The organism is [Actinomadura] parvosata subsp. kistnae, assembly GCF_900323885.1.
Classification (GTDB): Bacteria; Actinomycetota; Actinomycetes; order Streptosporangiales; family Streptosporangiaceae; genus Nonomuraea; species Nonomuraea composti.
Genome location: NZ_OOHJ01000003.1, coordinates 41,498 through 63,199 on the forward strand (window position 1 = coordinate 41,498; position 21,702 = coordinate 63,199).

The window sequence follows — 21,702 nt, forward strand, 5'->3', positions numbered from 1 at the left end:
CTGTCGTTCAGCGCTCGTTGCCCGCGCGCAGCCACTCCAGGTACTCGCCGACCGCCCGCACGGTGTCGTAGGCGGGCTCGAACCCGGTGTCCTCGCGCAGCCGCGTGATGTCGAGGGGGTTGTCGACGCGGGCGGCGACGCGGCCCGGCTCGACGCCGTCGAGCCGCGCGTCGGGCACGTGCTTCCTGATCGCCTCGATCAGCTCCCCGTTGGTGGTGACGCGCCCCGAGGCCACGTTGTACGTGCGGTGCCGCAGCGCGCCGGCCGTCTGCAGCAGCGCGAGCGCCCGCGCGCAGTCCTTGACGTAGCACACGTCGATGCCGTTCTCCCGCCGCGTCTCCCCCATCATCCCGGACAGGTCGGGCTCGGTGCCGCGGGCGGCGGCGTGCACGAGCTGCGGCGCCGGGAAGAACGGGTCGGGGTTGTGCCCGAGCGGCCCCCAGATGCCGCCGATGCGGTAATTCACCGCCTCGATGCCGAGAACCCCTTCGAGGTGGCCGGCCAGCAGCTCGCCGATCTTCTTGAAGCGCGGGATGACGTGCGGGGCGCTCATCGTCAGCGGCAGGTCCTCGCGCAGCGGCCCGTCGGCGGTGACGCCGGCGTACACGCCGATGGTGCTGGCCAGGCCGAGCCGCCGCACCCGCCAGTCGCGGGCCGCGCGGAACAGGGTGAGCAGGCTGCCCAGCGCCCGCTCGGTGTGCTCGATCGGCTCGTACGCGCCGACCGGCCAGGGCATGGAGCCGGCCAGGTGCAGGATGCCCGTGATGTCGTGCCGCTCGCCGATCGCGAGCACGGCCCGCTCGTCGGCGATGTCGGCCTGCTCGACGAAGAGCCGCTCGCCGGCCTCGGCGGCGAAGGCGGCGGGCACGTCGGCGGGCCGGCGCTGCACGAGCACGCAGGACTCGCCCAGGTCGAGCAGGGCGCGGGTGGTGTGCGTGCCGATGAAGCCCAGTCCGCCGGTGATCAGAATCATCGTGAATGCTCCCTGATAATCAGTGTTGCTGATTATCAGCCTAACCCAGCTTGCCTCGGGAGCGGTAGTGCGGGACGAGATCCCCTCTTTCCGGGCGCACAAGCCACCGGAAAGCAAAAAAGCGGCCGCCCAGGCAGGGCGGCCGCTCAGCGAGCAGGCGGGGTCAGCGGAGGGAGACCCCCATGAGGGCGTCGGCGAGGTCGCGGACGAGGCCGGGGGCCGAGGCGTCGTGGCCGCCGCCCGCCAGGGCCTGCTCGGCCCAGGCGTCCACGGCGGCCAGCGCGCCCGGCGAGTCGAGGTCGTCGGCCAGCCGCTCGCGCACCCGCGCCAGCAGCTCCTCCGCCGGCGGGGCCTCGGCCAGCGCGGTGGCCGAGCGCCACAGCTCCAGCCTGCGCTCGGCGGCGGCCAGCATCTCCGGCACGTACTCCCAGTCGGCGCGGTAGTGGTGGGCGAGCAGCACGAGCCTGATCGCCATCGGGTCGTGCTCCTGGCGCAGCTTGGAGACGAAGACCAGGTTGCCCTTCGACTTCGACATCTTCTCGCCGTCGAGCGCCACCATGCCGGCGTGCGTGTAGAACTTCGCGAACGGCCACTCGCCGGTCGCGGCGTGCCCCTCGGAGGCGCCGCACTCGTGGTGCGGGAAGATCAGGTCGGAGCCGCCGCCCGCCACGTCGTAGCCGGCACCCAGGTGGTCGAGGGCGATCGCGGTGCACTCGATGTGCCAGCCCGGACGGCCCCGGCCCAGCGGGGAGTCCCACGCCGGCTCGCCGGGCCGCTCGGCCCGCCACAGCAGCCAGTCGAGCGGGTGGCGCTTGCCCGGCCGCTCGGGGTCGCCGCCGCGCTCGGCGAACAGCGCCAGCATCTCCTGCTCGCCGTAGCCGGACACCTGGCCGAACTTGGGGGCGTCGGCCACGCTGAAGTAGACGTCGCCGTCGAGCTCGTAGGTGACGCCCTTGGCGCCCAGCCTGGCGATCAGGTCGGCCACGCCGCCGACGACCTCGGTCACGCCGACGTACTCGCGGGGCGGCAGGATGCGCAGCGCCTCCATGTCGCCCCGGAACAGCTCGATCTCCCGCTCGGCGAGCCGCTGCCAGTCGACGCCGGTCTGGGCGGCCCGCTCCAGCAGCGGATCGTCCACGTCGGTGGCGTTCTGGGTGTAGTGCACCTCGTGGCCCGCGTCGCGCCACATCCGGCCGACGAGGTCGAAGGCGTGGTAGGTGTTGGCGTGGCCGAGGTGGGTGGCGTCGTAAGGGGTGATGCCGCAGACGTACATGCGGGCGGTGGGACCGGGATCGGTCTGCCGCACCTGCTTGGCCGAGGTGTCGTAGAGACTGAGCGGGACGCTCTCACCTGGGAGTCCGGGAACGTTCGGGGCAGACCACGATCTCATGCCTTTGAGCCTATCCGTCCCGTTCAGCGGTCAGGTCGGTGAAATCGTAGGTCACGTCGTCCTGACTGATCGTGACCTCCATCACCGACAGGGAGGCGAAGACGCGGCCGTCCGGCAGTTCGTGCCGGACGATGAGCGCCCCGGGGTCGCCGGACGGCTCGGCGGTGATCAGCTCGTGCCACCGTTCGGAGTCCCGGAAGCGCGGCAGGTGCGTGATCACGCGGGGGCTGGCGGCGTCCAGGCCGGTGTTGACGACCATGCTGGTGCCCTGGGGCAGGTCCTGGACGGTCGCGCGCGCGCCGTCCCAGCTCAGCACCTGGATCCGGGTGAGGCCGGCCAGCACGAGGTGGAAGGGGTCGTAGACGGTCAGCCCCGGCTCGGCGGGCAGCTCCCCGGTGAAGGCCGCCCGCAGCGCGAGGTCGCCCCGCGAGACCTTCGTGCGCTCGTCGGCGGGCTTGCCGGGGCCGTTGAGCAGCGCCGCGGCGCGGCGGGCCGCCGGGTGGACGGCCAGCCAGGTGCCGCCCGCCTTGAGGTCGCGCCCGCCGATCACGCCCGGGTACTCCGGCCAGTGCTCTCCCGGCCCTTCCCAGGGCCGGTCGGCGTACTCGTCGCGGACGCCCATGAGGCTCAGCCGCCGCCCGGTTCTCACGATCAGCGTGCACATGGGCAAAGGGTATTAAACGGGCCCTCGATCCTTCAGATGGGGGGCCAGGGTATGGCCGGCCAGCCCTCCGACGGGTACGGATGCACGCCGGTGTCGAGCAGCCGCCTGACCCGCTGCCAGGTGGCCTCCACCTCGGCGGCCGTCAGCAGCTCGCGCAGCCGCCGCCCGAGCGAGCCCGACTCGATGTCGCGCTCGAGCTTGGCCAGCACCGCCACCGCCTCGCGGGCCAGGGGCTTGCCGCGCCACTGCCACAGGACGGTGCGGAGTTTGTCCTCCACCGAGAAGCAGACGCCGTGGTCGACGCCGTACACGTGGCCCGTGGGCAGCGGCAGCAGGTGGCCGCCCTTGCGGTCGGCGTTGTTGACCACCGCGTCGAACACCGCCATCCGCCGCACGACCGGGTTGCGGCTCTTGACCAGCCGCATGAGGTCGATCTCGCGCTCGGTGTCGATCCACAGCTGGCACATGCCGGGGCCGAACGGCCCGTCGCGGTAGACCGTGGGCGGGACGATGCGCCAGCCGGTGGCCTGGGAGACCTCGAACGCCGCCACCTCGCGGGCCGCGAGGGTGCCGTCGGGGAAGTCCCACAGGGGGCGCTCGCCGCGTACGGGCTTGTAGACGCAGGCGGCCGACCTGTCGCCCAGCTTGACCGAGCAGTACAGCGTCATGTTGGTCGCCTCGACGAGGCGGCCGGCGACCTCGAGCGTGCCGTCGCGCAGCAGCGCGAGCGCCTCCTCGTCATGCATGGACGGCGGTGGGGAGGGAGGCTTGATGGCCGGTTCGCTCTCGGGAGCGGTCATGAAGCCGCCTCACCCCCGCGGTAGCCGTTGAGACGGACACAGACGTGACCGGCGGCGTCGAGGGGCTGCCCGCACAGGGGGCACGGCGGTCGGCCCGCCGCGACGATCTGGAGAGCTCGCTGGGTGAAGGCGCGCGCGGCCCCGGCGCTGATGCGCACGCGCAGCACCGCCGGATCGGGCCTGTCGAGATCGTCCTCGTCGATGACCTCCTGCGCCTCTATCACCACCTGCGACTTCTCGGCATCCCAGGTCAGCGCCATGGTGCCGACGCGGAAGTCCTCCGCGACCGGCGCGTCGAGCGGAGCGTCGTCGGCCAGGTCGGCCGGGGCCAGTGCGGGCACCTGCGCGGTGCCCCCGCTGAGCCGCAGCACCTCGTCGAGCAGCTCGTCGAGCCTGCCCGCGAGCGCGGCGACCTGCAATTTCTCCAGCGCCACCGTGGTCAGTCTGCCCTCGGCCCTGGCCTGCAGAAAAAAGACCCGTGCGCCCGGCTGCCCCAAGGCACCGGCGACGAACCTCTCTGGTGGGTCGTAGTCGAAGACCGGCATAGCCTGACCTTACGTGGTTCCGGACCCGCCGCCGACGGCGGCATCGCTCCCGGTGAGGTTTTCTCCCCCGTCTTTCTCCTCCGAATCCTCAGGAAGCCGCAATTCCCCCATATCGTTGAGCCTGAGAACAAAGGGACGCAAGGGGGCATAGCGAATGACGGTGACAGCCGCCGGATCAGCCGTTATCCGCTGAAACTGATCGAGATGCAGGCCCAGGGCGTCCGCGACGATCGCCTTGATCACGTCGCCGTGGCTGCACGCCAGGTAGACACCCTTACTACCGAGAGTACGGTTCCATGCACGGATCGCCGCGACCGCCCGGTGCTGCATGTCGGCCAGCGACTCCCCGTCCGGAAACGCCGCCGCGCTCGGGTGCGCCTGCACGACCTGCCACAGCGGGTCCTTGGCGAGCTCCTTGAGCGGCCGGCCCGTCCACTCGCCGTAGCCGCACTCGATCAGCCGGTCGTCGACCTGGACGTCCAAGCCCCGTCCTTGTGCGACCGCTTGTGCCGTTTCCCGGCAGCGCTCCAGCGGACTGGAGACAATGGCGTCGAGCCTGACGCCCGCGACGCGCCCGGCGAGCGCGGCGGCCTGCGCTCTTCCCGCCTCGCTCAGATGCACCCCTGGGGTGCGGCCGGCCAGCACCGGCCCGGTGAGGTCCGTCAGCCCGTGCCGGACCAGAAGCAGCGTGGTCATCCAGCAAGTGTCGCAGGCGTCGATCACAACGTTTCATCGGCCTGGACGGTAACCTGGCGGGATCATGGAGCAGCGCTATGTCGGCCACAGCGGCCTGTCGGTGTCCCGCCTGGGGCTCGGCACGATGACCTGGGGTCGTGACACCGACGCGGACGAGGCCGCCGCCCAGCTCCGCACGTTCATGGACGCGGGCGGCACCCTGGTCGACACCGCCGACGTCTACACCGGCGGCGACGCCGAGCGGCTGCTGGGGCGGATGCTGCGCGACGCGGTGCCGCGCTCCGAGCTGGTCATCTCCACCAAGGCCGTGGTGACACCGGCCGGCCGCCGCCCCCGCGACGCCTCCAGGCGCCACCTGATCGCCGCCGTCGACGACTCGCTCAACCGCCTCGGCCTCGACTACGTCGACCTGTGGCAGCTGCACACCTACGACGCCGAGGTGCCCCTGGAGGAGACCCTGGCCGCGCTCGACGCCATCGTCTCCTCCGGCCGCGCCGTCTACGCCGGCGTCTGCGACTACACCGGCTGGCAGCTCGCCGCCGCCGCCGTGACCCAGAAGATGATCCCCGGCCGCATCCCGATCACCTCCGCCCAGGCCGAATACTCCCTGCTGGCCCGCGAGCCGGAGCGGGAGCTGCTGCCCGCCGCGGCCCACCTGGGGGTGGGCGTGCTGGCCTGGTCGCCGCTGGGGCGCGGGGTGCTGACCGGCAAGTACCGCACCGGCATCCCGGCCGACTCGCGCGCCGCCACGCCGCACTTCGCCGACTTCGTCCGCCCCTACCTCGACGAGCGCAGCCGCCGGGTGGTGGAGTCGGTCATGACCGCGGCAGACGGGCTCGGCGTCTCGCCCCTGGCCGTGGCCCTGTCGTGGGTGCGCGACCAGCCGTGCGTGGCCTCCGCCATCGTCGGGGCGCGCACGCACGCGCAGCTCAAGGGAGTGCTGCCCGCCGAGGACGTCGTGCTGCCCATAGAGATCCGCGAGGCCCTCGATGACGTCTCCTCGCTCGACTGACCGGCCGCCCGGGCGGCACGCGAGCGAACGAGAGACGTTCTCGCGTATCACTACTCGATACCGAATCGCAACTTTACCCGGCAAACGCCTGCGTCTGACGCGCGATGTCCATAAAGATTTCCCCCGGAAGCGACGCAGGAGGGGACGGATGGGGAGCAGGACCGCGATCTCGGCTGGAGTTCTCGCGGTGGCGCTGGCGGCCGTCCCGGTGGGGGCCCCTGCCGCCTCGGCCGCCGTCCGAGACTGCACGCGCGACGGGGGCCTGCTCTCAGGGGTGACCAACACGCTGTGCGACGTCGTCGACGCCGTCACCGGCACCGTCGACACCCTGACCGGCGGCGTCACCGACCCCGTGACCGACGGCGTCGACAAGGCCACCGACGAGGTGCTCGGCCGCGTCGGCGAGGCCGTGCCCACCACCAAGGCCACCCCCTCCACCGCCGCCACCACCACCTCCTCCCCCAGGCCGTCCACCACCTCCTCCTCCCCCAGGCCCACCGGCACCGGCCTGGTGCCGGAGACGCTCGGGAACGTGTGCCTGCCGGTGCTCGCCTGCGAGGACCAGGGCGTCGTCGGCAAGATCACCCCCCGGCCCACGCCGCCGTCGGCCACGCCGGGCGCCGTCCGCACCGGACGGGGCTGGGAGAGCACCGCCACGGTCCCCGCCGTGCCCCGCACCACGCAGCCGGAAAGCCGCCCGCAGACCGTCGACACCGGCGCGCCCGTCGAGGAGAAGAAGACCGCCCACGCCGAGGAGCCGCGGGTCGACCTGCTGTGGCCCAACCCGTTCGCGCACGAGCTGGCCGTCCCCATGCAGGACCAGCGCGTCGTGCGGCCCACCCCGCCCGCCTCCGACGTGCTCGGCACGGTGCTGACGATCGCGCTGCTCGGCTCGGCGGTGCTGGCCACCCGCATCGTCCAGCAACGCCGGCAGCGCAACGAGCCCGCCGACTCGATCCCCTTCGAGCCCGCCAGGGCCGGCAACGGCCGGCACCGCCTCGCGTGACACGGTGTGTTGCAACGGACACGAAGCGGCTTATCTTAAAGATGAGCCCACCTCCATTGCCGAGGGCGGACGATGAGGCCGCCGCAGTGGCGGGGTGACGCTCGCGGTTCGAGGAGTCGCCATGTCCGCACGGGAGCGTTCTCCCCTGGAGGTCCCGGGCCCGTTCGGGGCGGATCCCCGCCTGAACGACGGGTTCCGGCGGCTGGCCAAGGCCGCCGGCGAACGCGCCGCCCGCGCCGCCGAACGCGCCAGCAGGGCCCGCCTGCGATTAGAGGCCCTGCGCCGGGGCCGCCCGCCCACCGACGCCTCCCGGCCCGTTCCCGTGCCGCTGCGCGCCACCTTCGACCAGGCCCTCGCCTACCAGGTGCTCATCGGCGTCCACGAGCAGGCCGCCCGCCACTTCCGCGGCCGCGCAGAACGCGGCCACGGGGACGCCGCCCGCCACCTCGAACGCGCCGCCTGGCACGATCGCGCCGCCGAACAGGCCCGCCTCGCCAAGATCGCCTGGGCCACCTCCTCCGTCCGCCCCGGATCCGCCACCACCGCGCCGGATGGATCGCCGCACTGAGGGCAGGTGAAGTCCGCCCGACCATGCCGAACCGGTGGGACGATCAGGGATCGTGGCGGAACCCAGGGAAGTTCCGGACTTTCAGCGCACATGGGCGATCATCGCCCTCAGTGGCAGTCTTGACGATGCCACCGTGGACCAGGTCGAGCGGGAGATCGCCCAGCTCTACGGCGAGGGGGCCCGGCTCATCGTCGACGTCAGCGAGCTGCACTTCCTCGACGACCACGGCGTGGACGTCCTCGTGCTCCTGGCCCACCACATGCGGCGGCAGGGCGGCCTGATGGCGCTGACCGACCGCCGCGGCTCCATCCGCGAGGCCCTGGGCCGCGCCGGCCTTCCGGACCTGCCGCCCCTGTTCACCTCCGTCGCCGAGGCCATGCTCGCGCTGGACCACGACTGATCGCGCCCGGGGACCCGAGCTGCCACGCGGACGGCCCACGTTGCGCGCGTTGCGGTGGCCGGCCCGGGAGCCGGAGGAGCGTGCCCCTGGACGGGGGCCGGCCACGTGCGGCGGGTGGCGTGCCGTGGGCTTTGCCGTAAAAGTCTTTCCTAGCGCTGCGCGCTTGCCCTGCTGGGGTGAAAATCGGGGTGTGGTTGCCCGCCGACGTCGATCGTTTCATGGCGCCGCAGGAGCCCGTGTAAAAGTCAGACGCTGGGAGTTCGTGTCAGGGGTCCTGCATTGTTGCCTTGAGCACGCGGGTCAGACTCTCCGCTTCCCCGTGAACTCCCGCGGGCGGCCATCTTGAGGTCGAACCAAAGTGCGCGGGAGGCGAGCGCGGATGGACGAGGTGGAAGAGCACGAGCGGTTGTTCGAGCGGGTGGCGGGCATCGACATCGCCAAGAGCGAGGTCAAAGTCTGTGTACGGGTGCCGGGCAGCAGGGTCGGCTATCGGCGTCAGGAAGTACGTACCTTCCCGGCGGTGACGGCTGAGTTGCTCGCGCTGGGCGACTGGCTGCGGATCGAACAGGTGCAACTGGTGGTGATGGAGGCCACCGGCACGTACTGGAAGCCGGTCTTCTACGCCCTGGAAGACGACTTCGAGTGCTGGCTGCTGAACGCCAAGCAGGTCAAGCACCTGCCCGGTCGGCCCAAGACCGACCGCGAGGATGCCATCTGGCTGGCCAAGGTGGCCGAACGCGGGATGGCCCGGCCCAGCTTCGTGCCGCCCAGGCCGATCCGGCATCTTCGCGACCTGACCCGCTACCGGCGCAGTCTGACGCAGGAGCGCACCCGCGAGAAGCAGCGCGTCCAGGGAGTACTCGAAGACGCCCAGGTCAAGCTCAGCTCGGTGATCAGCGACATCCACGGCGCCTCCGGCCGGGCAATGCTGGAGGCCATGATCGCCGGCCAGCGCAACCCGCGCGAGCTGGCTCAGCTGGCCCGAGGCAGCATGCGCGGCAAGAAGGACGTGCTGATCGAGGCGCTGCGGGGTCATTTCAGCGACCATCACGCCTTCATCTGCCGGATGATGCTGGACAACATCGACCGGCTCTCCGTCCAAATCGACGCGCTCACCCGCCAGATCGAGCAGGCCATCGCCCCCTACCAGCCACAGGTGGAGCAGTTGGACGAGGTCACCGGCATCGGACCGATCGCGGCCCAGGACATCGTCGCCGAGATCGGAGTGGACATGAGCCGCTTCGCCACCGCCAGCCACCTGGTGTCCTGGGCCAGGTTCTGCCCACAGACCACCCAATCCGGAGGCAAGCAACCCCGCGGCGGGGCGACCGGCAAAGGAAATCCCTGGCTGGGCGCCGCCCTCGGCGAGATCGCCAGCAGCGCCCGGCGCACCCCCACCTTCCTCGGCGCCCGCTACCGTCGCCTCGCCCGCCGCCGCGGCGCCAAGAGAGCCCTGGTCGCCACCGCCCACTCGGTACTGATCATCATCTGGCACCTGTTATCCGACCCCGAGGCCCACTACCAGGACCTGGGGCCAGACCACTACGACAGCCGCATCAACACCGACCGGAAGACCCGGCAACTGGCCCGTCACCTCGAGGCACTGACCGGCCAAAAGATCACCATCGAAGACGGCAAGATCACCGCTATCGGCCCCGACTACTCCACCTAAGTCAGCCCCGGCCACAGTCCAAGCCCGATCCCACACCTCGGGCTTCGCTGTCGCCTGCCCCTGACTCACCCGATTTTCGGGTCAGATGCTTGTCCGCTCTTGAGAGACGCGGTCAGGCGCCGATGGCGTGGACGCCGCCGTCCACGTGGACGATCTCGCCCGTGGTGGCCGGGAACCAGTCGGACATCAGGGCCACGCACGCCCGGGCCGTCGGCAGCGTGTCGGCGAGGTCCCAGCCCAGCGGGGCCTTTTCCGGCCAGCTGTCCTCGAACTCCTTGAAGCCGGGGATCGACTTGGCCGCCATCGTGCGCAGCGGGCCGGCCGCCACCAGGTTGACGCGGATGTTGTGCTTGCCGAGGTCGCGGGCCAGGTAGCGGTTGCAGGACTCGAGGCCGGCCTTGGCGACGCCCATCCAGTCGTAGACGGGCCACGCCTTGGAGGCGTCGAAGTCGAGGCCGACGACGGCGCCGCCCTCCTTCATGAGGGGCAGGCAGGCCACCGCGAGCGACTTGTACGAGTACGTGGAGACCTGCAGCGCCGTGGCGACGTCCTCCCAGGAGGTGTTGAGGAAGTTGCCGCCGAGCGCGGTCTGCGGGGCGAAGCCGATGGAGTGGACGACGCCGTCGAGGCCGTCGACGTGCTCGCCGACGCGGGCGGCGAGGGTGTCGAGGTGCTCGGTGTTCTGGACGTCGAGCTCGAGCACCGGCGCCGGCGTGGGCAGGCGCTTGGCGATGCGTTCGACGAGGCTGAGCCGGCCGAACCCGGTCAGGACGACCGTGGCGCCCTCTTCCTGGGCCAGCTTGGCCACCGCGAACGCGATGGAGGCGTCGGTGAGCACGCCGGTGACGAGGATCCGCTTGCCTTCGAGAATGCCCATGGTCAGTGCCCCATTCCGAGTCCGCCGTCGACCGGGATCACGGCTCCGGTGATGTAGGAGGCGTCGTCGCTCGACAGGAAGCGGACGACGCGCGCGATCTCCTCGGGGGCGGCCTGCCGTCCGAGGGGGATGTTGGCCACGATCGCCTCGTGGTCGAGGTCGGCGGTCATGTCGGTGGCGACGAAGCCGGGCGAGACGACGTTGACGGTGATGTTGCGGGAGCCGTACTCGCGGGCCAGGGAGCGGGCGAAGCCGACGAGGCCGGCCTTGGAGGCGGCGTAGTTGGCCTGGCCGGCCTGGCCGGACAGGCCGACGACGGAGGAGATGAGGATGATGCGGCCGCGCTTGAGCCGCATCATGGGCCGGATGGCCCGCTTGGCGACGCGGTAGGCGCCGGTGAGGTTGGCGTCGATGACGTCGGTGAAGGTCTCTTCCTTCATCATGGCCAGCAGCGTGTCTTTGGTGATGCCGGCGTTGGAGACCAGAACCTCGACGGGGCCGTGCTCGGCCTCCACCTTGTCGAAGGCGGCCTCGACGTCGGCGGTGCTGGTGACGTCGCAGCGCACGCCGAACAGGCCCTCGGGCGGCTCCCCCGATCGGTAGGTGACCGCGACGGCGTCGCCGGCCGCGGCGAGTTCACGGGCGATCGCGAGGCCTATGCCGCGATTGCCCCCGGTGACGAGTACAGAGCGTGCCATGAGACCTGACGCTATCTCGTACGGGCGAGTTTCGGCTTGTCCGGGTGGCACAAGATCACGGGGTTAGGATCGTGGACATGCGCCAGATCGACCCCGATTTCCTGGAGCTGCCGCTGCGGCAGCTGGCGGACGCCGCCCTGCAACGCGCTCGCGAGCTCGGCGCGCAGCATGCCGACTTCCGGCTCGAACGCGTCAGAGCCGAGACGCTGAGCCTCTACGACACCCGGCTCGAAGGCGCCATGGACGCCGACGATCTGGGCTACGCCGTCCGCGTCGTCAAGGACGGCACCTGGGGGTTCGCCGCCGGCATCCACCTGACGCCCGAGGCCGCCGCCGTGGTGGCGGAGCAGGCGGTGCGGGTGGCGGAGGTGAGCGCCCCCATCAACAGGGAGCCCATCGAGCTGGCCGCCGAGCCGGTGCACGCCGACGCCGTGTGGGTGTCGGCGTACGACGTGGACCCGTTCGAGGTGCCGGCCGCCGACAAGGTCGGCCTGCTGGCGGAGTGGTCGGCGGGCCTGCTGAAGGGCGCCGACCACGTGTCGGCGCGGCTGCTGCAGGTCAAGGAGCAGAAGTTCTACGCCGACACGGCCGGCACGGTGACCACGCAGCAGCGGGTGCGGGTGCATCCGAAGCTCAACGCGATGAAGGCGACCGAGAGCGGCTTCGACGACATGTCGACGATCGCGCCGCCGGTGGGCCGCGGCTACGAGTACCTGACCGGCACCGGCTGGGACTGGCAGGGCGAGCTGGCCCGGCTGCCGGAGCTGCTGGCGGAGAAGCTGGCGGCGCCGTCGGTCGAGGCGGGCGACTACGACCTGGTGATCGACCCGTCCAACCTGTGGCTGACGATCCACGAGTCGATCGGCCACGCCACCGAGCTCGACCGGGCGCTGGGCTACGAGGCGGCCTACGCGGGCACCAGCTTCGCCACGTTCGACCAGCTCGGCGAGCTGGTCTACGGCTCGCCGGTGATGAACGTGACCGGTGACCGCACCGTCGAGCACGGCCTGGCCACGGTCGGCTTCGACGACGAGGGCGTGCAGGGCCAGAGCTTCGACATCGTCAAGGACGGCATCCTGGTGGGCTACCAGCTCGACCGGCGGATGGCGCTGATGAAGGGGCTCGGCCGCTCCAACGGGTGCGCGTTCGCCGACTCGCCCGGCCACATGCCGATCCAGCGCATGGCGAACGTGTCGCTGGCGGCGGCGCCCGGCGGCCCCTCCACGGAGGAGCTGATCGCGGGCGTCGAGCGCGGCATCTACATCGTCGGCGACAAGAGCTGGTCGATCGACATGCAGCGCTACAACTTCCAGTTCACCGGCCAGCGGGCGTACAAGATCTCCCACGGGAAGCTGGACGGCCAGGTCAGAGACTTCGCCTACCAGGCGACCACCACCGACTTCTGGCAGTCGATGGAGGCGGTCGGCGGGCCACAGACGTACGTGCTGGGCGGCGCCTTCAACTGCGGCAAGGGCCAGCCGGGCCAGGTCGCGCCGGTCAGCCACGGCTGCCCGGCGGCGCTGTTCAGGGGCGTGCGGATCCTCAACACCGTGCAGGAGGGTGGGAAGTGACTCCTCAGGAGATGGTGGAGAGGGCTCTGGAGCTCTCCCGCAACGACGGCTGCGTGGTGCTCGTGGACGAGGGCTCCACGGCCAACCTGCGCTTCGCGGGCAACACCCTGACCACGAACGGCGTCGCCCGCTCTGCCCGCCTGACCGTGATCTCGATCGCGGGGCAGGGCGTGGGCGTGGTGTCGCGGGCGGCCGTACGCGACGAGCAGCTGGCCGACGTGGTGGCGGCGGCCGACGCGGCGGCGCGTGACGCGCAGCCCGCCGAGGACGCCCGCCCGCTCGTCGAGGCCGGCCCCGCCTCGCCGCACTGGGGCGAGGACGTGCGGCCGACCGACATCGGCGTGTTCGAGGGGTTCGCGCCGGCGCTCGGCGAGGCGTTCTCGGCCGCGGAGGCGGGCGGCAGGAAGCTGTACGGGTTCGCGGAGCACTCGCTGACCTCGACGTTCCTCGGCACGTCCACCGGCGTGCGGCTGCGGCACGACCAGCCGACCGGGCGGCTGGAGCTGAACGCCAAGTCCGGCGACCTGAAGCGCTCGGCGTGGACGGGCGTGTCCACGCAGGACTTCACGGACGTCGACGTGGCGGCGCTCGGCAACTCGCTCGCGCAGCGGCTGGAGTGGGCCAAGACGCGGGTCGACCTGCCCGCCGGCCGCTACGAGACGCTGCTGCCGCCGAGCGCGGTGGCCGACCTGATGATCTATATGTTCTGGTCGTCCGGGGCGCGCGACGCGCTCGACGGGCGCTCGGTGTTCGCCAAGCCCGGCGGGGGCACCCGCGTGGGCGAGCAGCTCGCCACCCTGCCCGTGTCGCTGTCGAGCGACCCGGGGGCGGCGGGCATCGCGTGCGCGCCGTTCGTGACGGCCCACGCCTCCGGGCGGGAGAGCTCCGTGTTCGACAACGGGCTGCCGCTGGGGCGCACCGACTGGATCAAGGACGGGCGGCTGGAGGCGCTGCTGCAGACCCGCTACTCGGCCGAGCTGAGCGGGCTGCCGGTGACGCCCGGCATCGACAACCTCATCATGTCCGGGCCGGCCGGCGGGCCCTCGCCGTCCCTGGAGGAGATGATCGCCTCCACCCGGCGCGGGCTCCTCGTCACCTGCCTGTGGTACATCCGCGAGGTCGACCCGCAGACGCTGCTGCTGACCGGGCTCACCCGCGACGGGGTCTACCTGGTCGAGCACGGGGAGGTCGTCGGCGAGGTGAACAACTTCCGGTTCAACGAGAGCCCCGTCGACCTGCTCGGGCGGCTGACCGAGGTGGGGGCCAGCGCGCAGACGCTGCCGCGCGAGTGGAACGACTACTTCCAGCGGACGATCATGCCGCCGGTGCGGGTGCCGGACTTCAACATGTCCACGGTCAGCCAGGCCAGCTGACCCTGGCAGGGTCTCCTGCTTGACCGACGGGCCCCGGGCGCGCGACGTGCGCGGCCGGGGCCTGTTCGTGTGCGGCGGGCTCGGGGGGCGGCGGGCTCGGGGCGCGGTGGGCTCGGTGGGGTCAGCGGGGGCCGAGGAGGGCGGCGAGGGCGTGGCTGAGCGAGGCGCCGAGCGTCTTGGCGCACGCCTCGTAGCCTTCCGGCGGGCCGCCGTACGGGTCGTGCACCTCGGCCGGACGCCGCCGCGCGCGCCGCTCCGCCGCCGACTGGACGATCGCCCGCGCCCGTTCGACTGTGTCGGAGCGGTAGCGGCGCTGCCCCGCACCCGCCGCCAGCTCGGCGAACTCGGGCAGCGTGAACGTCCGGCCCGCCGCCCGCGGGTCCAGGGCGACGGCGACGGCGCGGTGCGCGTCCTCCATCGTGAGCAGCAGGTCGGCGGAGGCGATCAGGTCGCGGTCGAGGAGGCGGGCGCGGTGGGCCCTGCCGTTCAGGCCCAGCCGGTCGAGGGCGCTGATCGCGTGCGGGGCCATGGGGTGACCGACCAGCGCCCGCACCCCCGCGCTCCCCGTGACGACGGGCAGGGCCGCGGAATGGAGCATCGCCTGCGCGATCACCTCGGCCATAGCGGAGCGGCAGATGTTGGCGGTGCACACGAGCAGGATGCGGAACTCGCCCCGCCCGGAGCCCGCACCGCGCGCTGGGCCACTTGCTGGGCCGCTCGCCGCACCGCTCCCTGGGCCGCTCGCGGCGGGAGGAATGGCCATCGTCTGCCCTCCCGTGGGTCACAGCCAATCTAGCCGCTCGGCCCCGCCCCGGGACGGCCGTTCACGGGACCCGGGGCGTCCTCATGCGGCCCCGGGCGTCTTCAGCCCGCCCCAGCCAGGCGTCTTCAGCCGGCCTCAGGCGTCCTCCAGGCGGAAGCCCACCTTCATGCCGACCTGGAAGTGCGCGACCTCCCCCGCGTCGATGTGCCCGCGGATCTCCGTCACCTCGAACCAGTCGAGGTGACGGAGGGTTTCGGAGGCCCTCCTGATGCCGTTGCGGATGGCCTGGTCGACACTCTCCCCCGAGGTGCCGACGATCTCCGTGACCCGGTACGTGCGATCCGTCATCTCCACATCCTCCTTACTCGAAGGCCATGATCGCATGACCCCCGCGCCGGTGCCGGGCTGCCGTCGCCACCGTGTCCCCCTGGAGCTACCGTGGAAGGCATGAAGGGGTGGCGCAGGAAGCCAGATGTTCACCAGGTCACCGACGCCCGGCCGTCACTGACCGCGGACATCCGTAAGCGTGAGGTCAGCTACCTCATCAAGATGGGGATCCGGACGATCTGCCTGATCCTGGCGGTCGTGGTGCCGGTGCCGTGGCCGTACCGGCTGCTGTTCATCGCCGCCGCAGTCTTTTTGCCATACATAGCGGTAATCGGGGCCAATGAGAGGGACAAGGGTGCCCCGCCACCTACCTTTCAGTCCCCTGAAGCTAACCAAACCGAGATACCGCTGCATCGACGCGAGATCGGGTCGTGACTAAGTCTTGACGCATCCCACGGGTTGTAGGTGTACGCTTTAGCCAAGCGCTCCGGTCCCCCGTCGGAGTGCTGGTGCCGGCGTTCCGGGCCCCCGTCGGAACGCCGATGAAGCGACGCCGGGTGGTTTGCCCCCGTAACCACCCGGCGTCGCCCTTTTCCCGGCCACGTTTCGATCAGTGTGCGCCGTCCCCCGCAGTTGGATAGGACGGCTTTCCCGAAATCGTTTACATCCGCCCCCGCCTCGTTATTCACAGGAAATCTTCAGGCGGGGGCGGGCTTGACTTCAAGAGTTCGTTCGAGTGTCAGCCGTCTGTCAGCGTCTCAGTAGTCGCTTCACTCCAGTTCTTCGCCAATGTGGTCAATCGCGCCACGGCGTCCTCGGGCGCGGTCCCCGCCCCCTGAGCCAGACCCAGCAGGTACGCCGTCAGCGGCGCCGCCGGCCTGGCCACCCCGTGGGCGACCTCCTTGGTCAGGTCGAGTATCTGGTCACGGTCCACCGTGGCCGGGTCGATGCCCAGCTCCTTGCAGGCCAGGGCGGTCCATTCGTTGAGCACGTGCATGTGAGCCTCCTCCTGGGTGTTCATTGTGACGCAGCCCGGTCACGCGCGCTCAGGCGACGCTGGGGCGGGCGTGTCCGAGGGTCGCGCGCGCGGGCGCCTTCGGGTTGCGCGCGTGCATGTTCGGCGCGGCGCGTAGGAGGTGGACCTGCCCGACGTGACGCTACGCCGCGCCACCGCACCCCACCCCACCGCGCCGCGCCCCCAGCTTCGCCGAGCCCCGCCCCTGTCACGCCGCGCCGCACTGGGTGTGGTCGTGTCCCGCCACGCCGCATCGCGCTGAGCGGTGCCCGCCGCGCCACGCCGCATCGCGCTGGGCGACGCCACGCCGCGCTCGCTGTGGCCGTGCCACTGCACCTCGCCGCGCCAGCCGCACCGCTCCGCGCTTGACCGCGCCACTGCATCCGGCCGCGCTGCACCCCGTTCCGCCGTAACGCGCCACGTGGCATCACGCTGCGCCGCGCCACATCGCGCTGAGCCGTGCCCGCCGCGCCACACCGCATCGGGCTGGCCGCGCCACGCCACGCTGGGCGACGCCACGCCGCGCCCGCTGGGGCCCTGCCACCGCGCCTCGCCTCGCCGCGCTGTGCGGCGCGGGTCGGCGCGGCCGACGTGAGCACCGAGCGTGTAGCGCATCGGGCGCCGGACGTGCAGGTGCAAGCGGGCGCTGGGCGCACAGGCACGTTCCGGCGATAGGCCTTTGCGCGGGCGGGCGCAGCGCGGGCGGGCGCCGGCGGGTGTTGGGGCGTCAGAAGTTGGGGCTGGGAGTGGGGCGGGGTCTGCCCGGCCGGGTTCGGGCTGCGAGCCCGGCGTGGCGGGGAGGGTCGGAACGGCGGTCAGCCGCCGATGGCGGACATGGGGCGGGAGGGCTGGAGGAAGGACGGGTCGTCGATGCCGTGGCCGGCGCGCTTGCGGGAGACGGCGGCCATCCAGCGCTCCGCCAGCTCCTCGTCCGAGGCCCCGTCGCGCATCGGCGTCTTCAGGTCGGATTCCTCGGTGGCGAACAGGCAGTTGCGGATCTGGCCGTCGGCGGTGAGGCGGACGCGGTCGCACGCGCCGCAGAACGGCCGGGTGACCGAGCCGATCACGCCGACCCGGGCGGGGCCGCCGTCCACGAGGAAGCGTTCGGCGGGGGCGCTGCCGCGCTCCTCGACGTCGTCGGGGGTCAGGTCGAAGGAGGCGGACAGGAGCTGGAGGATCTCGTCGGCGGTGACCATGCCCTCGCGGCTCCAGCCGTGCTGGGCGTCGAGCGGCATCTGCTCGATGAAGCGCAGCTCGTAACCCTGGTCGAGGCACCAGCGCAGCAGCGGGACGGCCTCGTGGTCGTTCACGCCGCGCATGAGTACGGCGTTCACCTTGACGGGGCGCAGGCCGGCGGCGTCGGCGGCGGCGAGGCCGGCGATCACGTCGGCGTGCCTGTCGCGGTGGGCGAGCCGCTTGAACGTGGCGGGGTCGAGGGTGTCGAGGGAGACGTTCACCCGGTGCAGGCCGGCGGCGGCCAGCGGCTCGGCGAGGCGGGCCAGGCCGATGCCGTTGGTGGTCAGGGAGATCTGCGGCTCGGGGGTGAGGGTGGTGGTGCGGCCGACGATGTCGACCAGCTCGCGCCGCAGCAGCGGCTCGCCGCCGGTGTAGCGGACCTCCTTGATGCCCAGCCGTTCGACGCCGATCGTCACCAGGCGGACGATCTCGTCGGCCGTCAGGAGCTGCGCGCTGGGGAGCCAGTCGAGACCTTCGGGTGGCATGCAGTACGTGCAGCGCAGGTTGCACTTGTCCGTGAGGGACACCCGTAGATCCGTCGCCACCCGCCCGAACGAGTCTCGCAACACGGGGCGTCACCTCCTGCTCGTACACCAGAGGGCCCAGACTACGACGGGTGCCGGTCCGCCCCCAAAATCCGCCACTTCAGGCAGGACAACACATTGTCGCCTAGATCGATTCCGGGAGGGTGTGGTGGGGGGTCAGGGGGCGGCGTGCCAGGCGTCTCGGGCGGCGATCAGCTCGGGCAGGTGCCGGCGGGACCACTCGCAGCCGGCGTTCATCGGCTCCAGGAGGCTGCGGCCGAGGTCGGTGAGCTCGTACTCGACGCGCGGCGGGATCTCGTCGTACGCGGTGCGGGTGAGCAGGCCGTCGCGTTCCATGGCGCGCAGGGACTCGGTGAGCACCTTGGGGGTGATGCCGCGCAGCGGGGTCTGGAGCTCGGTGAAGCGGCGGGGCCCCCGCTCCAGGCAACGGATGATCTTGGCGGTCCATTTGTCGCCGATGCGGATCGGGGCGGTGACCGGCGGGCAGCCGGTGAACATGTCCGGATCGAGTGGCTCGGGCATCCCGCCATCGTAGTTGGCCTCCCGCCGACCGGGCGGGCCGCGCCTTCGTCCTGCTCGCCAGGGACTCCTTCGTCCTGGTCGCAGGTGACTATCGTTGCGGGAAGTGACAGGTCGCCCTCTACCGTCTGCGCGGGGCGGCCGGAAGCGCTGGCCGCCGGTTCATCGAACGTGGTGGAGGCAGGCAGTGAGCAGGATCGTGGTGTTCGGGGCCGGGGGGCGCGCCGGGGCGAACGTGGTCGCGGAGGCGGCCGGGCGCGGGCACGAGGTGACGGCCGTGGTGCGGGACCCGGCGCGGTATCCGGAGCTGGGCGGGCCCGGGGTGCGGGTGGTCGCCGGGGACGTGACCGACGGCGGCAGCGTGCGCGCGGCGGCGGCCGGGCACGACGTGGCGGTGCAGGTGGCGGCGCGGCTCGACATGTCGTCGGAGGAGTTCTACACGGCGGCGACGCGGGCGCTGGTGGACGGGCTGGGGCGGGCGGGGGTGTCCAGGCTGGTGGCGCTGGGGATCGGGACTCTGCTGGAGGTCTCCCCCGGCGTGCGGCTCATCGACACGCCGGGCTTCCCGGCCGACGCGCGGGCGTTCTCGCTGGGGCACGCGGCCGAGCTGGAGCTGCTGGAGGCGTCGGAGCTCGACTGGGTGGTGATCGCGCCGCCGCCCGTGCTGCTGGACGAGAAGGCGGCCAGGACGGGGCGGTACCGGTTCGGGGACGGGCGGGTGCCGCAGGCCCGGGAGGGGGATCCGGTCTTCTCCTTCGCCGATCTGGCGGTGGCGGTGGTGGACGAGGTGGAGAGCCCGGCGCATCACCGGGTGCAGGTGGCCGTGTCCTCCTGAGTGCCCCCTGACATGGCGGACGCCCGGCCGGGACCGGCCGGGCGTCCGAGGTTACCGGTGCGTCAGTGACGGCCGATGACCTTCACCCAGTCCGTGCCCTCCGAGGGCTCGAGGTGCCTGCTGCCCTCGAAGACCGCGCGCCACGTGCCCGACTCGCGAGCCGGGACCCGCAGACCGAAGTAGCCCTTGCCGCTGGTGCGGACGGTCTCCACGTGCTCCCAGCGGCCGCTGCCGTTGGCCTGGAAGAGGATGACGACCCGCTTGTACGCCAGGCGGTGCCAGGTCTCCTGCTTCTTGCAGTAGTCGGCGTGGTGCACCGAGACGAAGCCGCTGATGTAGTCCTCGTCGCACTCCACGGAGAGCTTGCCCTCGATCGTGAGGGGCTTGCCCCGCCACGCGGGCTCGGGGTTCACGTCGAGCTTGAGGCTGGTGTGGCCGCCGGCGACATCCGGGTCGAGGCCCGGGTCGTCCGCGAGCGCGGGCGAGGCGGCGGTGGCCACCACGGTCGCGCCCAGGGCCGCAGCCGCCAGGCCGGCGGCTAGACGTCGCATCTTCAAAACAGAAATCCTTCCCCGTCCGAATGACCGCACCCAACCGGATGCGTCAAATGCCAATGACGCGTAAGGGTAAGGAAAAGTTGCGACAAAGTTGATCACAGTTCGGCAACGGCGGATGAGGCGCAACCTCGCACTATTGGGCTATTTGTCGGGCTTTGGAGAGGTCTGCCGCGTAGTGTCCTGTTCCGGGGAAGCGGACGCGCCAGAAGCCGTCCGTCCGCCCCTGGACCGTTCCGACGAACGCGCCGGCCGCGTCCGTCGTCGCCTCCCCCACCGCCTGCCAGGCCGAGCTCTCGTCCGGACGCCACAGCACCTCCAGGCGCTGTTTCGCGAACGGCCCGTAGTCCGTCAGGCCGCGCGGGTCCACGCGGGTCAGCGAGCCGCGCAGCCGCACGCCGCCGGCGCGCGCCGACTTCTCCGCCCGTACGGCGGTGAGCCTGCTCTCGCGCTTCAGCTCGAACGAGGCGTACTGCGTGACCGTCGTCCCGTTCGCGCCCTTGGCGGTGGCGGTGACCGTCCAGGTGCCGGCCGGGTAGAAGCGGTTCAGCTTCTTGTCCGGCAGGAAGCGCCACGTCTGCCAGTCGTCCGTCAGCCTGGCCGCGCCGCGGCCGTGATCGAGGACGGGCTTGTGCGCGGCCAAGCGCCACACCAGGCGGGGCGGCAGCAGCGGGCGGTTCGCGCCCGGGACGCCGTCCTTCGGCGCGGCCGGCTCCATCGCCGGGACCGGGTGCGGGCCGGTCAATCCCGGCTGCCCGTGCCCGGGAATCGCCATGCCGGGCGGCAGTGCCTGCTCGGCGCCGCCCAGAGGGGCCGTGCCGGCGGCGGGGCTGGGCACCGGGGCCCGCGCGGCGGCCAGCGCGGGCGAGGCCGCCGACTGGGCGGGCGCCAGGGCCGGCGATGAATGGCCGGGCTGCTGAACGGTTCCTTGGCTGGGCTGCTGCGGGGCCTGCTGGTACGGCTGCTGGGCGGGCGCCTGCCCGTGACCGGAGCCCTGGGCGGGCTGCTGGGCCGGCGCCTGACCATAACCCTGTCCGGAGCCCTGGGCGGGCTGCTGCGCCGATCCTTGGCCGGCGTTCTGCGCGGACCCGGAGCCCTGCGCGGGCCCGGAGCCCTGTGCGGGGCCCTGAGCCGGTGCTTGAACGGGCGCCTGGGCGGGCGGCTGCACCGCCCCTTGCGCGGGCTCCTGCTGCGACGACTGGCCCGGCCCCTGAGCGGGCGGCTGCTGCACAGAGGCCTGTGCGGGCGGCCGGGCAGGGGTCTGGGCGGGCGGCTCCACCGCCCCGTGCCCAGGCGGCTGGGCGGAGCCGGGGCCGGGCGGCTGGACGGCCCCGTGGCCCGGTGGACGGGCGGGCCCGTGCGCGGGCGGCCGCCCCGGCGGGTTCAGGATGGGGCGGGGCGCGGGGGCGGCCTGGGCTGGCGGGGCGCCGGGTTCGACCTTGACGGTCACGCCGTCCTTACCGCGTACCACCCCTTTGGCGATCACATCGATCACCAGGCGGACGGACCCCTGCGCCCCCACCACGGGGCTGGCCGGGCGGACGGTGATGGCGCGGATGGCGGGCTCGGTCGCGGCGGAGGCAGCAGGTGCGGGCACCGTGAGCGACCCCGCCGCGAGCGAGACGAGAAGCAGACTTCTGGTCATGATCGAGACGGTAGGAAC

24 protein-coding genes are annotated in these 21,702 nt (G+C 72.1%); 9 read left to right on the plus strand and 15 right to left on the minus strand.

Features of this window, described 5'->3' with window-relative positions:
- Positions 1-7: 7 nt before the first annotated feature.
- The 6 genes from KIS93_RS00695 to KIS93_RS00720 form a co-directional block, all read right to left on the minus strand.
- Positions 8-973, minus strand: a complete 966-nt coding sequence (locus tag KIS93_RS00695) for an NAD-dependent epimerase/dehydratase family protein (RefSeq protein WP_080037210.1) — start codon at positions 971-973, stop codon at positions 8-10.
- A 163-nt stretch (positions 974-1,136) separates the two neighbouring features.
- Positions 1,137-2,363: a cysteine--1-D-myo-inosityl 2-amino-2-deoxy-alpha-D-glucopyranoside ligase gene (gene mshC, locus KIS93_RS00700; protein WP_080037209.1), complete on the minus strand. Its 1,227-nt coding sequence runs from the start codon at positions 2,361-2,363 to the stop codon at positions 1,137-1,139.
- Positions 2,364-2,373: 10 nt separating this feature from the next.
- On the minus strand, positions 2,374-3,027 hold the full coding sequence (locus tag KIS93_RS00705; RefSeq protein WP_080037208.1) for an NRDE family protein: 654 nt from the start codon (positions 3,025-3,027) through the stop codon (positions 2,374-2,376).
- Between the two features lie 32 nt (positions 3,028-3,059).
- On the minus strand, positions 3,060-3,827 hold the full coding sequence (locus tag KIS93_RS00710) for an SCO1664 family protein (protein ID WP_168010744.1): 768 nt from the start codon (positions 3,825-3,827) through the stop codon (positions 3,060-3,062).
- Positions 3,824-4,372: a DUF3090 domain-containing protein gene (locus tag KIS93_RS00715; RefSeq protein WP_080037207.1), complete on the minus strand. Its 549-nt coding sequence runs from the start codon at positions 4,370-4,372 to the stop codon at positions 3,824-3,826. The genes KIS93_RS00710 and KIS93_RS00715 overlap by 4 nt, the downstream gene beginning before the upstream one ends.
- 9 nt (positions 4,373-4,381) lie before the next feature.
- Positions 4,382-5,068 (minus strand): MSMEG_4193 family putative phosphomutase, encoded by a 687-nt coding sequence (locus KIS93_RS00720; RefSeq protein ID WP_080046530.1) that lies wholly within the window; start codon positions 5,066-5,068, stop codon positions 4,382-4,384.
- Between the two features lie 64 nt (positions 5,069-5,132).
- Here KIS93_RS00720 and KIS93_RS00725 point away from each other — a divergent pair, with 64 nt between their 5' ends.
- The 5 genes from KIS93_RS00725 to KIS93_RS00745 all read left to right on the plus strand — a co-directional run bounded on the left by KIS93_RS00725 (position 5,133) and on the right by KIS93_RS00745 (position 9,726).
- Positions 5,133-6,080, plus strand: coding sequence for an aldo/keto reductase (locus KIS93_RS00725; protein WP_080037206.1), 948 nt, complete (start codon positions 5,133-5,135; stop codon positions 6,078-6,080).
- 148 nt (positions 6,081-6,228) lie between these two features.
- Positions 6,229-7,086, plus strand: a complete 858-nt coding sequence (locus tag KIS93_RS00730; protein WP_186403505.1) for a hypothetical protein — start codon at positions 6,229-6,231, stop codon at positions 7,084-7,086.
- Between the two features lie 121 nt (positions 7,087-7,207).
- Positions 7,208-7,654 carry a hypothetical protein gene (locus tag KIS93_RS00735; protein ID WP_080037204.1) on the plus strand — a complete coding sequence of 149 codons (447 nt, stop codon included), beginning with the start codon at positions 7,208-7,210 and terminating at the stop codon, positions 7,652-7,654.
- A 52-nt stretch (positions 7,655-7,706) separates the two neighbouring features.
- Positions 7,707-8,054: an STAS domain-containing protein gene (locus KIS93_RS00740; protein ID WP_268966940.1), complete on the plus strand. Its 348-nt coding sequence runs from the start codon at positions 7,707-7,709 to the stop codon at positions 8,052-8,054.
- A gap of 418 nt (positions 8,055-8,472) precedes the next feature.
- The gene (locus tag KIS93_RS00745) at positions 8,473-9,726 is read left to right on the plus strand and encodes an IS110 family RNA-guided transposase (protein WP_222107155.1); all 1,254 of its coding nucleotides are present in this window, start codon (positions 8,473-8,475) and stop codon (positions 9,724-9,726) included.
- Between the two features lie 112 nt (positions 9,727-9,838).
- Here the strand turns inward: KIS93_RS00745 and fabI are convergent, their stop codons facing one another.
- Together fabI and KIS93_RS00755 are read right to left on the minus strand one after the other, a co-directional pair.
- Positions 9,839-10,603 (minus strand): enoyl-ACP reductase FabI, encoded by a 765-nt coding sequence (gene fabI / locus KIS93_RS00750; protein ID WP_080037201.1) that lies wholly within the window; start codon positions 10,601-10,603, stop codon positions 9,839-9,841.
- Positions 10,604-10,605: 2 nt separating this feature from the next.
- Positions 10,606-11,301, minus strand: a complete 696-nt coding sequence (locus KIS93_RS00755) for a beta-ketoacyl-ACP reductase (RefSeq protein WP_080037200.1) — start codon at positions 11,299-11,301, stop codon at positions 10,606-10,608.
- Between the two features lie 77 nt (positions 11,302-11,378).
- Here KIS93_RS00755 and KIS93_RS00760 point away from each other — a divergent pair, with 77 nt between their 5' ends.
- On the plus strand, positions 11,379-12,872 hold the full coding sequence (locus tag KIS93_RS00760) for a TldD/PmbA family protein (RefSeq protein WP_080037199.1): 1,494 nt from the start codon (positions 11,379-11,381) through the stop codon (positions 12,870-12,872).
- Positions 12,869-14,245, plus strand: a complete 1,377-nt coding sequence (locus KIS93_RS00765; protein WP_080037198.1) for a metallopeptidase TldD-related protein — start codon at positions 12,869-12,871, stop codon at positions 14,243-14,245. Before KIS93_RS00760 ends, KIS93_RS00765 begins: the two co-directional genes overlap by 4 nt.
- Before the next feature lie 121 nt (positions 14,246-14,366).
- Here KIS93_RS00765 and KIS93_RS00770 read toward each other — a convergent pair whose 3' ends face one another.
- Entirely contained in the window at positions 14,367-15,008 is a 642-nt protein-coding gene (locus tag KIS93_RS00770; protein ID WP_080037197.1) for an arsenate reductase/protein-tyrosine-phosphatase family protein, read from the minus strand.
- 135 nt (positions 15,009-15,143) lie between these two features.
- Complete coding sequence (locus tag KIS93_RS00775; protein WP_080046529.1) at positions 15,144-15,356, minus strand: dodecin; 213 nt, start codon at positions 15,354-15,356, stop codon at positions 15,144-15,146.
- Between the two features lie 99 nt (positions 15,357-15,455).
- Here KIS93_RS00775 and KIS93_RS00780 point away from each other — a divergent pair, with 99 nt between their 5' ends.
- On the plus strand, positions 15,456-15,770 hold the full coding sequence (locus KIS93_RS00780) for a DUF3099 domain-containing protein (protein WP_080037196.1): 315 nt from the start codon (positions 15,456-15,458) through the stop codon (positions 15,768-15,770).
- Positions 15,771-16,074: 304 nt separating this feature from the next.
- On the opposite strand, the gene KIS93_RS00785 is transcribed toward KIS93_RS00780, so the two are convergent.
- The 3 genes from KIS93_RS00785 to KIS93_RS00795 all read right to left on the minus strand — a co-directional run bounded on the left by KIS93_RS00785 (position 16,075) and on the right by KIS93_RS00795 (position 18,653).
- A complete protein-coding gene (locus KIS93_RS00785) occupies positions 16,075-16,332 on the minus strand; it encodes a DUF6457 domain-containing protein (RefSeq protein WP_080046528.1) in 258 nt (85 codons plus the stop codon).
- An 833-nt stretch (positions 16,333-17,165) separates the two neighbouring features.
- The gene (moaA, locus tag KIS93_RS00790) at positions 17,166-18,155 is read right to left on the minus strand and encodes a GTP 3',8-cyclase MoaA (protein WP_080037195.1); all 990 of its coding nucleotides are present in this window, start codon (positions 18,153-18,155) and stop codon (positions 17,166-17,168) included.
- 132 nt (positions 18,156-18,287) lie between these two features.
- A complete protein-coding gene (locus KIS93_RS00795) occupies positions 18,288-18,653 on the minus strand; it encodes a winged helix-turn-helix transcriptional regulator (protein ID WP_186403508.1) in 366 nt (121 codons plus the stop codon).
- A gap of 184 nt (positions 18,654-18,837) precedes the next feature.
- Here KIS93_RS00795 and KIS93_RS00800 point away from each other — a divergent pair, with 184 nt between their 5' ends.
- A complete protein-coding gene (locus KIS93_RS00800) occupies positions 18,838-19,485 on the plus strand; it encodes an NAD(P)-dependent oxidoreductase (RefSeq protein ID WP_186403509.1) in 648 nt (215 codons plus the stop codon).
- A 62-nt stretch (positions 19,486-19,547) separates the two neighbouring features.
- Here the strand turns inward: KIS93_RS00800 and KIS93_RS00805 are convergent, their stop codons facing one another.
- Together KIS93_RS00805 and KIS93_RS00810 are read right to left on the minus strand one after the other, a co-directional pair.
- Positions 19,548-20,036 carry a hypothetical protein gene (locus KIS93_RS00805; protein WP_155126603.1) on the minus strand — a complete coding sequence of 163 codons (489 nt, stop codon included), beginning with the start codon at positions 20,034-20,036 and terminating at the stop codon, positions 19,548-19,550.
- Positions 20,037-20,175: 139 nt separating this feature from the next.
- Entirely contained in the window at positions 20,176-21,684 is a 1,509-nt protein-coding gene (locus KIS93_RS00810; protein ID WP_155126600.1) for a hypothetical protein, read from the minus strand.
- Positions 21,685-21,702: the final 18 nt, after the last annotated feature.